Below are 10,731 nucleotides of genomic sequence, written 5' to 3'. Positions count from 1 at the left end.
CGTTCCATTCGTGAGGGTGTAAGGATGGGCACGATCGCATTCGAAAGCGTCTCAAAGACCTTTTTGGGCCAATCCGAAGTTCGCGCGCTCGATCGAATCGATCTTGCGATTGGCGAAGGGGAGTTCGTTGCGTTGCTCGGGCCTTCCGGCTGCGGAAAGTCGACGCTGCTCAATCTGCTGGCGGGCTTCGAGAAGACCAGCGAAGGCACGCTGCTGTTCGACGGCAAGATGGTGACGCGGCCGGGCCCCGACCGCGGCGTGGTGTTCCAGGAGGCAGCGCTGTTCCCCTGGCTCACGGTCTGGCAGAACGTGATTTTCGGCCCACAGGTTCAGGGTGTCGCGCGCGCCGACTATGAATCGAAAGCGCGAAATCTGTTGAAGCTGGTGGGCCTGGAATCCTTTGCCGACGCCTTGCCGGTGCAATTGTCCGGCGGCATGCGCCAGCGCGTCGGCATTGCGCGGGTGCTGGCGATGTCGCCGAAAGCGCTGCTGATGGACGAACCGTTCGGCGCGCTGGATGCGCAGACCCGGCTGTCGATGCAGCAATTGCTGCTCGACGTCTGGCAATCGCTCGGCACGACGGTGTTGTTCGTCACCCACGACATCGACGAGGCGATCCTGTTGTCGGATCGGATCTGCGTGATGTCGGCCCGGCCGGGTCGCATCATCCGCACCATTCAGATCACGCTGCCGCGCCCGCGTTCGATCGCAAGCCTCACCAGCGCAGAATTCGTGGCTTACAAGGCGAGCATCATGTCCGACATGAAGGTCAGCGCCGCTCACCTCTAGAGGTCCTCGATGGCAAATCCGCGTATCCCCTATGTGCTGTCCTCGGCACGTCCACCATTGCCGCCGCTCGACGGCAAGCGAATTCTGGTGCATCTCGTCGTCAATGTGGAGAACTGGCAGTTCGATGCGCCGATGCCGCGCACCATCGTGACGCCGCCGCATGGCCGCGAAACGGTGCCTGACGTGCCGAATTTCTCCTGGGCGGATTACGGCATGCGCGCCGGGCTGCCGCGTATTCTGAAAGCGTTTGCATCGCGCGGGCTGCCGGCCTCGACGAGCTTCAATGCCGGCGTGATCGATGCGTATCCGCAAGCGGCGCGCGCCATGCGCGACGCCGGCTGGGAATTCATCGGTCACGGCATGCACCAGAAAGCCATCAATCATGTCGAGGGCGGCGAAGAGGCCGTCATCGCCGCGAGCCTGGACAAGATCGCCGGCTTCACCGGACGCCGTCCGCGTGGCTGGCTGTCGCCGGGACTTCGCGAGACGGTCGATACGCCCGACATCCTTAAACGCACGGGCATCGATTACGTCTGCGATTGGGTCGTCGATGACCGGCCGTCGTGGATGAGCACAACTTCAGGTCCACTGATCGCGATGCCCTACAACCTCGAGATCAACGATTCGATTGTCTACGCGATCGAGCGCCATGCCACCGGCGAGATGGCAAGGCGGCTTGAATTCACCCTTCGGCGATTCGAAGCGGAATGCCGCGACAGCGCCATCGTGCTTGCCATCGGATTGCACCCGCATCTGATCTCCGTGCCGCATCGCATCCATGAGCTGGATCGCATGCTGGATTTGTTAAGCGCTTCAGCCGACGTTGGATTCTTCACAGGTAGCCAGTTGGCAGACTGGTATGCTGCGGCCGAGCCGGCCTGAGGCCGGGAGGGGCATCGGTCGATAGCCACTATAAAAGTTTCATCTAATCGAATGACGGTCGCCGCTGGAGTGCGTTGACCGCCCGTCTTGCCGGGCGCGCTTGACGGAGCGAATGGCCTGAGGCTTAGGTGGATGCAATCAAACAAGAGGCCCTGATGAACGGGCAAGGGAGATTCAGCCATGATAGCGCGCGCCAAACTGCTCATCGTCCTGTCAGCGAGCGCGGTGCTCGGAACATCGACCGCCCACGCGCAATACACCGCAAAGGACTGGCCGGAAGGTCCGAGCAAGCAACGCTTTGTCGATACCTGCAATAACTGCCACGACATCAATCGGGTTCGCGGCGGCTACACCCCCGAGGGCTGGCTGACGGTCGTGCGCATGATGCAGAACATGGAAGCGCCCGTTCCCGCCGCGGAATGGGGCGCGATGACCGACTACTTGATGAAGAGCTTCCCGGAGCGCAAGCGGCCGGAGGCAGTTCTCCTCGATGGTCCCGCCAAGGTCGACATCAAGATGTGGGACGTGCCGACGCAAGGCGCGCGACCGCACGATCCACTCGGCGCCCGCGATGGTTCGATCTGGTGGGCGGCTCAACTGGCCAACAAGCTCGGCCGTGTCGATCCGAAGACCGGCACAGTCAGAGAATACACGCTGAAATCGCCCTTCACAGGTCCGCATGGCCTGGTCGACGACAAGGACGGCAACATCTGGTTTACCGGCAATCTCGCCGGCTTGATCGGCAAGCTCGATCCGAACACCGGGATCGTCACCGAATATCGGTTGCCTGATCCGAATGCAAAGGACCCGCACACCCTTAATTTCGATCAGAAGGGCATTCTGTGGTTCACCGTGCAGCAGGCGAATATGGTGGGACGGCTCGACCCGGCAACCGGCGCGATCAAGCTTGTGACCTCGCCGACCCCGAAGTCGCGTCCTTATGGACTTGTGATCAACGCGCAAGGCGTACCCGTGCTGGTCGAGTTCGGCACCAACAAGATCGCGACGATCGATCCGGAGACGATGGCAATCAAGGAATACCCGCTGCCCAGCGCTGACGCGCGGCCACGGCGTCTGGCGATCGGACCGGACGGTGCGGTCTGGTATGCCGATTTCTCGCGCGGCTATCTTGGCAAGCTCGACCTGACGACCGGTGCGGTCAAGGAATGGCCATCGCCAAGCGGGCCTAAGTCCGAGCCTTATGGCATGGTCTTCACCAAGGGCGCGGTCTGGTATAACGAATCCAACGCCAAGCCCAATACGGTCGTTCGCTTCGATCCCGCCACTGAAAAGTTCCAGAGCTGGGCGATTCCCGGCGGCGGCGACATCGTCCGCAACATGAGCGTGCTGCCCAATGGCAATCCGGTCATGGCCAACAGCCTCGTGAACCAGGTCGGCATGGTCGACGTCAAATAGACTGCCGGCGCTACGCGCCGATCCGAGAGAGGGCACCCGCAAAGGGCCATGCGGCCGCGCATATCGGTCGCATGGCCCTTTCATTGACTGACGATGCCGCGAAGTTATTCTTCGCATCCATCGTCCTGTCCCCTATCGATCTGGCGAAGAACAAGATGAACAACAACGCCGTATCAGGCTCTGATCAACTCGAATTCGACTACATCATTGTTGGCGCCGGTTCGGCTGGATGCGTGCTCGCCAACCGCCTGACCGCCGACGGGAAATCTTCGGTGCTGCTGCTCGAGGCCGGTCCGGAGGACAAGCATCTCTGGATCCATATCCCGCTCGGCTATGGCCGGCTTTTCAAGGAAAAGACCGTCAACTGGATGTACCAGACCGAGCCCGAGCCCGGGCTCAACGGACGAAACGTGTTTCAGCCGCGCGGCAAGGTGCTGGGCGGATCGAGTTCGATCAACGGTCTGCTTTACGTCCGTGGCCAGCACGAGGATTACGATCGCTGGCGCCAGCAGGGCAATCTCGGCTGGGGCTATGACGATGTGCTGCCTTATTTCAAGAAGGCCGAGGATCAGACACGTGGCGGCAACGAGTTTCATGGCGCCGGCGGTCCGCTTCCGGTTTCGGACTGGCGGCATGCCGATCCGCTTTCCGAAGCTTTCGTCGATGCCGCCGTGCAGGTCGGCATTCCCCGCAATCCGGATTTCAACGGCGCTACGCAAGAGGGCGCAGGCTTCTTCCAGACCACGACCAGGGGCGGAAGACGCGCGAGCACGGCGGTCGCTTATCTTCGCCCGGCAAGGGCACGGCAAAACCTGCATGTCGAGACCTCGGCGCTCGCCGAACGAATCCTGTTCGAAGGACGCCGCGCCGTTGGCGTCAGCTATCGCGCAGCGGGCATTCCGCGCACCGCGCGCGCCCGCAAGGAAATTCTGATCTCGGGCGGCGCATACAACTCGCCGCAGCTGTTGCAGCTCTCCGGCGTCGGACCTGCGGAGTTGTTGCGCCAGCACGGCATTGACGTCGTGCTGGATGCGCCCGGAGTCGGCAGCGACCTGCAGGATCATTTGCAGGTTCGCGTCGTAATGCGTTGTTCGAAACCGATCACGTTGAACGACATCGTCAATCATCCCGTGCGCAAGGTGATGACGGGGATGCGCTACTTCGCGTTCCGAACCGGTCCGCTGACGATTGCGGCCGGCACATCGGGCGCGTTTTTCCGGACCAATCCGCGACTGGCCTCGCCCGATATCCAGATTCACTTTCTGCCGTTCTCGACCGACAAGATGGGCGAGAAGCTGCATCCCTTTTCCGGTTTCACGGCCTCGGTCTGTCAATTGCGGCCCGAGAGCCGCGGTTCGATCAAGATCAGGAGCGCCGACCCGGCTGCGCCGCCGGAAATCCGGATCAACTATCTCGCCAGCGAGGTCGATCGCACGACCAATGTCGAAGGCTTGAAGATCTTGCGGAAGATTTTGCGCGCGCCCGCGCTTAAGCCGTACACCGTCGAGGAGGTCGATCCCGGCGACAAGGTCACGAGCGACGAGGCGCTGCTGGCTTATTGCCGTGCGCGCGGCAGCACGATCTATCACCCGACGTCGACATGCCGGATGGGCAACGACTCGCTTGCCGTCGTCGACCAGAGACTTCGCGTGCGCGGGATCGACGGTTTGCGGGTGGTCGATGCCTCCGTGATGCCCGATCTGGTCTCGGGCAATACCAACGCGCCGGTGATCATGATTGCGGAAAAAGCTTCCGACATGATCTTGCAGGATGCGCGCTAAGTCGAGTTTGCTCCACTAGTCACCCCGGCGGCCCGGTGCTATGCCATCGGCTCGATCACTACGAGCGAGCACGAATTCAATGCGATTGCGGATCGGCACGCGCAAGAGCGCCATGGCCCTGGCCCAGACCGAGGCCATTGCCCGGCAACTCGCGGCCGCAGTCCCCGGCATCGACGTCGAGATCGTCAAGTTCGAAACCACGGGTGATACCGACCAGACCGGCAAGCTGTTGCCCCATGGCGGCAAAGGCGGCGCCTTCGTCGCCGAAATTCGCAGCGCGGTCCGTGGCGGTCAGTTGCAGGCGGCAATGCATTCGCTCAAGGACATGCCGGGCAACGAGGACACCCCGGGGCTCGTGATCGGCGCGACGCTTTCGCGTGATCCTGCGACCGACGTGCTGGTGCTGCGCCCCGGGCTTTCATTCGACCAATTGAAAGCCGTGCGCGGCAAGGGCTTCAAGATCGGCACCAATGCGGTACGCCGCGCGGCTTATGCGCGCCGGCTGTTTCCCGACATCGAAGTGATCCACTATCGCGGCGCCGCCGATACCCGCGTGCGCAAATTGGACAATCTCGAAAAACAGCGGCTTGCCGATGGCGGCGCGGTAGGCCCAGCGGACGCTCTCATCATGGCGCGCTCGGGCCTCGAACGCGTCGGCCTTGCGAACCGCATCGCCTACGAATTTCCGGTCACTGAAATGCTGCCGGCGGCCGGGCAGGGGATCGTCGCGGTGGAATGCGCCGCAGACGATTGGGCTGCGCGAGGCATCCTGGCGAAAATCGACGACCTTGCCGCGCGCCGCTGCGCCGAGGCCGAACGCGAGGTGCTGTGGGTGCTCAACGGCCATTGCAATTCGCCGATTGCCGGATTTGCGTCGATCGACGGCCAGCAGATGTCGTTGACGGCTTCCGTGCTCGACGAAGACGGGCAGCGCTTCATCGAGGCTTCCCGTCAGGGGTCAGCAGACCGGCCGCGCGAACTAGGTCGCGCGATCGGTCTGGAATTGCTCGCAAAGGGTGCCGCCGACATTATCGAGCGCAGCCGGCCAAAGTGAGTGCGAGGAGCGGCATGATCTTCAGGGTTTGTAGGCCCGCACGCGCTTGATCATCTGTTCGACATGCGAAATCGGCGTTTCTGGCAGGATGCCGTGGCCGAGATTGAAGATCAGCCGCCCGCTGGCATAATTTTCCAGGACGTCGTCGATCGCGCGATCGAGCGCCGCGCCGCCCGCAATCAGCGCCAACGGATCGAGATTGCCCTGAACCGCGACGCGATTTTGCACGCGCTCGCGGATCAGCGACGGTTCGGCCGCCCAGTCGATGCTGACGGCGTCGACGCCCGTTGCATCCACGTAGGCCGGCAGCAAGCCACCAGCTCCGCGGGGGAAACCGATGATTTTCGCGTCGGGGACTTGCTGCCGGACGCCTTCGACGATGCGATGCGCCGGCCCGATCGACCAGCGGGCGAATTCGCGCGGCGGCAGCACGCCGGCCCAGGTATCGAAAATCTGCAAGGCATCGGCGCCCGCCTTGAGCTGGCTGACGAGGTACTGGATCGAATTCTGCACCAGAACCTCGACGAGTTCTTCAAACGCGTCGGGGTGGCGATAGGCCAGCATGCGCGCCGGCGCCTGGTCGGGGGTTCCATGGCCCGCCACCATGTAGGTCGCGACCGTCCATGGCGCGCCGCAGAAGCCGATCAACGCCGTTTTGTCATCGAGCTCTTGCCGAACACGCCGCAGCGCCGCGAACACCGGCTCCAGCTTGCCGAAATCGGCGCGTGAGGCGAGCGTTGCGATCTTCTCCGGCGTGTCCAGCGGATCGAGCCGCGGCCCCTCGCCGGCCTCGAACCGTACCGAGCGGCCGAGTGCATGCGGAATGACGAGGATGTCGGAAAAGATGATGGCCGCGTCGAAGCTGAAACGGCGGATCGGTTGAAGCGTGACCTCGGCCGCATATTCCGGCGTGAAGCACAGGTCGAGGAAGCTGCCGGCCCTGGCGCGCAACTCCCGATATTCCGGCAAATAGCGCCCGGCCTGCCGCATCATCCAGATCGGCGGCACCGCCTGTTTGCGGCCGGATAGTACTTCGAGGAATGGCTTTGTCATACGTGTTCACGATGCAATCGGCAGAATTGGCCCTGATAGACCAAGAAAGGCGCGGAAAAACAAGCTTGTTCATTGCGAAGGCGTGGTTGGATCCGGGAGGCAGGAACGCTGCTGTTCCCGGCGCGTTAACTCGGCGGTCCCTAGGTAGCGAACGTCGAACCCACTCCACGCGTCAGGAGGCGAGCCATGAGCGACAAATTCAACCCCGCCCCGCATGACAAGCACGCCGCCAAGGTCGGCAAGGCCACCGACCGCGACGCCCATGAGGACCTCGAGACCGGACTGGCCGACAGTTTCCCGGCGTCCGACCCCGCCAGCGCCACGCTGCCGTCGCCCTCCAAGCCGCATCGCAGCAGTGAGAAGCCCAAGAGCCGGCAGCACTAAGGGGCATGATTGGTTGACCCAGACTTCAATAATGCGGCGGCGGCTCGTTCGCCGGCCCCGGCATCTGGCTTTCGGCTTCCTGCAGCCGCTCGCCGAGCGCAACGAGCTGCCGCGTCAGCGCATCGATCTTCGCCCATTGCTCGGTGACGGTCTTGTTCAGCGTCTCGATGGTGTCGTCCTGAAACGCGAGCCGCGCTTCCAGCGTGTCGACCCGTTCGCTGAGCGCCTTGAGATCAATCACTGCTTTCAAGCTCCGTCTGATTTTCAGGCTCCGTCTGGCACTGGCGCAGTCCATGTCCGAGCGCGACGCGCTCGTCGAAGACAAAACACCCACCGCGCCAGCGGCTCGCGGATTCCGGGATATGTTCCAGATAATTCAGAATGCCGCCCTTGAGGTGATAGACCTCGGCAAAACCTTGCGCGAGCAGATAGCTCGACGCCTTTTCGCAGCGGATGCCCCCGGTGCAGAACATCGCAATCTTTCGATGCTTTGCCGGATCGAGATGGCGGGCGGCGAAATCCTTGAACTGACCGAAGCTCGCAATGTCAGGATCGATCGCGCCTTCGAAGGTGCCGATCGCAACCTCGAAAGCGTTGCGGGTATCGATGAGCAGCGTGTCAGGCGCGGCAATCAGTGCGTTCCAGTCCTCGGGCGCCACATAGGTGCCGACCTGTCGCGTCGGGTCGGCGGACGCATCACCGAACGTGACGATCTCTTTCTTCAGCCTGATCTTGAGCCGTCCGAACGGCATCGCTGCGGCAGACGAGAATTTCAGCTCGAGATGATCGAGGCGGCCGCCAAAGAGATCGCCATGGCGCAACGCGGCAACGAATTCGCCGATGGCCTCAGTGCGCCCGGCCACGGTGCCGTTGATTCCCTCATGTGCCAGCAGCACGCTGCCCTTTAGCGCGAGACCGTCGCACAGCGCCCGCAGCGGTTCGCGCAGTTCGCGGAAGTCCGGCAGGGGTGCAAATTGGTAAAAGGCGGCTACCTTGTGGGACATTTAGCGGTGTCTAGCACGGGTGGTCGCGAGGGGCAGGAGTGACCCTCGACATATGCATCATCTGGCATTGCGCAGGTGGCATTGAGTATGCCAAGTAACCCCCAAATCAAACCCCGGAAATCAGCTTAACTCGCGACAAAGTGAGCCATTTCTTATGAGGAATTTCCATCTCGCCGGCCGTTCGACGGTCCACTCCCAGAACGCCATGGTAGCCACATCTCACCCGCAGGCGGCGCTCGCGGCTATCGAGGTGCTGAAAGCCGGAGGCACCGCGGTGGATGCGGCGGTTGCGGCTGCGGCGCTGCTGGCGGTAATCGAACCGCAATCGACCGGCATCGGCGGCGACGGCTTCGCGCTGATCCAGCCGAAAGGCGAGGGCAAGATCGTTGCCTATAACGGCTCGGGCCGCGCGCCGAAGGCGGCGTCGGCCGAGTGGTATCTCGAACGCAACATGAAAGGGATCCCGCTGACCTCGGCGCACGCGGTCACCATTCCCGGCGCGATCGATTTCTGGGCGACGATCCTGCGCGACCACGGCAAGTTTGGCTTCGACACGCTGTTTCAGCCAGCAATCAAGGCCGCCGAAGAAGGCTATGTCGTCGCGCCCCGTATCGCCTTCGACTGGAAGAACGGGTTCGAGAAGCTCAAGAAGGGCATCAACACCGAGCGCTACCTGCTGCCGCACGGCAAGGCGGCTGTTGCCGGCGACGTCATCAGGCAGCCGGAGCTTGGCCAGACGCTGCGCGCGATCGCCAAGAACGGTCCCGACGCCTTCTACAAGGGTGCGATCGCCGAGGACATGGTCGAGACGCTGCGGGCCGCCGGCGGTCTGCACACGCTGGAAGACTTCGCCAACCACAAGACCGAAACCACGGTGCCGATCGGCACGATGTATAAAGGTCTCGATCTCTGGCAGTGCCCGCCGAACGGGCCGGGCATCACCATGCTGGTGATGCTGAACATTCTCTCGCACTTCGATCTGACGAAATTCGCGCCTGTTAGCATCGAGCGTTTCCATCTCGAGGCTGAGGCCGCGCGCGTCGCCTACATGATGCGCGAGCAAAACATCGCCGATCCCGCTTTTGCCAACGTCGACGTCGCCGGCATCCTGAAGAGCTATGCCGATGAATATGTCGGCAAGATCCGCATGGACCGGATGCTGGACCTGCCGAAGGTCTCGCCGCCGATGAACCCGTCGACGGTGTACATCACGGTGGTGGACAAGGACCGCAACGTCTGTTCGTTCATCAACTCGGTCGCCCACTCCTGGGCGTCTGCCATCGTCTCGAACAAGACCGGCATTCTGTTCCAGAATCGCGGCGCCGGCTTCCGCGTCGAGCCCGGCCATCCGAACTGCATCGCACCCGCCAAGCGTCCGCTGCACACGATCATGCCTGCGCTTGCGACCAAGGGCGGCCGCGCGGTTATGCCGTACGGCGTCATGGGCGGTCAGTACCAGCCGACCGGGCAAGCCCACGTGCTGACCAACGTCATCGACTACGGATGCGACGTGCAGGAGGCTATCGATATGCCCCGTGGCCTACATTACGAAGGCGTCTATCAGCTCGAGGACGGCGTGCCGGCCGAGGTCGTCGCGGGTCTGCAAAAGCTCGGGCACCAGACCACCAAGATCATCCCGCCGCTCGGCGGCGGCCAGGCGATCTGGATCGACTGGGACAAGGGAACGCTGACCGGCGGCTCCGATCCCCGCAAGGACGGTTGCGCGCTCGGTTATTGAGGCAGGCTCGCCAAGGTTGGTTTCAAGGCCGGGTTTTCAAGCCTGGCCTTCAAGGCTGGTCTTGGCGGAAGCGTTGCGATAGACAGGCGGCCAATCGTCTTTGAGGGTAAGCGACCATGCGCACGATGTTTTCCGCCTTGGCCGCCATTGTGTGGACAGTTCTGACGGTATCGATCGTCTGGACGCCATCAGCGGCGATGGCACAGACTGCAGGAAAAGCCATGACCACAGCTTCAGGACTACAGATCATCGACACCAAGGTTGGCACGGGCGCGGCGCCCAAGCCTGGCCAGATCTGTGTCGTGCACTACACCGGCTGGCTCTATCAGAATGGCCAGAAAGGCAAGAAGTTCGATTCCTCCGTCGACCGCAACGATCCGCTCGAATTTCCGGTCGGTCAGCGCAAGGTGATCGCCGGCTGGGATGAGGGCGTTGCCTCGATGAAGGTCGGCGGCAAGCGCACGTTGATCATTCCGCCCGAGCTTGGCTATGGCGCGCGTGGCGCCGGCGGCGTCATTCCACCGAATGCGACGCTGATGTTCGAAGTCGAACTGCTCGACGTGAAGGGTTGAGAAGCATCCGCAGCTGGCAGCGGCGGCTTTCGGCCAGCGTTTTGCCAAGGAGTGAGGT

10 protein-coding genes and 1 pseudogene are annotated in these 10,731 nt (G+C 62.6%); 8 read left to right on the top strand and 3 right to left on the bottom strand.

The genetic code is table 11. From position 1 onward, the window contains the following. The 5 genes from VFL62_RS07445 to hemC all read left to right on the top strand — a co-directional run. Positions 1 to 789: ABC transporter ATP-binding protein (locus VFL62_RS07445; protein ID WP_325171724.1), on the top strand; the 789-nt coding region annotated here is incomplete at its 5' end. A 9-nt stretch (positions 790 to 798) separates the two neighbouring features. Then, positions 799 to 1,671 (top strand): polysaccharide deacetylase family protein, encoded by an 873-nt coding sequence (locus VFL62_RS07440; RefSeq protein WP_325171723.1) that lies wholly within the window; start codon positions 799 to 801, stop codon positions 1,669 to 1,671. A 180-nt stretch (positions 1,672 to 1,851) separates the two neighbouring features. Beyond that, entirely contained in the window at positions 1,852 to 3,087 is a 1,236-nt protein-coding gene (locus tag VFL62_RS07435; RefSeq protein WP_325171722.1) for a virginiamycin B lyase family protein, read from the top strand. Positions 3,088 to 3,242: 155 nt separating this feature from the next. After that, entirely contained in the window at positions 3,243 to 4,868 is a 1,626-nt protein-coding gene (locus VFL62_RS07430) for a choline dehydrogenase (protein ID WP_325171721.1), read from the top strand. Positions 4,869 to 4,947: 79 nt separating this feature from the next. After that, a complete protein-coding gene (gene hemC / locus VFL62_RS07425; protein WP_325171720.1) occupies positions 4,948 to 5,922 on the top strand; it encodes a hydroxymethylbilane synthase in 975 nt (324 codons plus the stop codon). Positions 5,923 to 5,943: 21 nt separating this feature from the next. On the opposite strand, the gene hemE is transcribed toward hemC, so the two are convergent. Further along, complete coding sequence (hemE, locus tag VFL62_RS07420) at positions 5,944 to 6,975, bottom strand: uroporphyrinogen decarboxylase (protein ID WP_325171719.1); 1,032 nt, start codon at positions 6,973 to 6,975, stop codon at positions 5,944 to 5,946. 186 nt (positions 6,976 to 7,161) lie between these two features. On the opposite strand from hemE, the gene VFL62_RS07415 reads away from it, so the two are divergent. Beyond that, entirely contained in the window at positions 7,162 to 7,359 is a 198-nt protein-coding gene (locus VFL62_RS07415) for a hypothetical protein (protein WP_325171718.1), read from the top strand. Positions 7,360 to 7,384: 25 nt separating this feature from the next. Here VFL62_RS07415 and VFL62_RS07410 read toward each other — a convergent pair whose 3' ends face one another. Both VFL62_RS07410 and VFL62_RS07405 read right to left on the bottom strand, forming a co-directional pair. After that, positions 7,385 to 7,600 (bottom strand): SlyX family protein, encoded by a 216-nt coding sequence (locus VFL62_RS07410; protein WP_414644638.1) that lies wholly within the window; start codon positions 7,598 to 7,600, stop codon positions 7,385 to 7,387. Beyond that, a complete protein-coding gene (locus tag VFL62_RS07405) occupies positions 7,593 to 8,363 on the bottom strand; it encodes a rhodanese-related sulfurtransferase (protein ID WP_325171716.1) in 771 nt (256 codons plus the stop codon). Before VFL62_RS07405 ends, VFL62_RS07410 begins: the two co-directional genes overlap by 8 nt. A 154-nt stretch (positions 8,364 to 8,517) precedes the next feature. Here VFL62_RS07405 and ggt point away from each other — a divergent pair, with 154 nt between their 5' ends. After that, positions 8,518 to 10,101 carry a gamma-glutamyltransferase gene (ggt, locus tag VFL62_RS07400; protein ID WP_325171715.1) on the top strand — a complete coding sequence of 528 codons (1,584 nt, stop codon included), beginning with the start codon at positions 8,518 to 8,520 and terminating at the stop codon, positions 10,099 to 10,101. Between the two features lie 194 nt (positions 10,102 to 10,295). Beyond that, positions 10,296 to 10,673, top strand: a pseudogene (locus VFL62_RS07395) (FKBP-type peptidyl-prolyl cis-trans isomerase); the annotation flags it as partial. Between the last annotated feature and the right edge of the window lie 58 nt (positions 10,674 to 10,731).

The organism is Bradyrhizobium sp., assembly GCF_035701725.1.
Taxonomy (GTDB): Bacteria; Pseudomonadota; Alphaproteobacteria; order Rhizobiales; family Xanthobacteraceae; genus Bradyrhizobium.
This window is presented reverse-complemented; position numbering and strand designations above follow the sequence as displayed.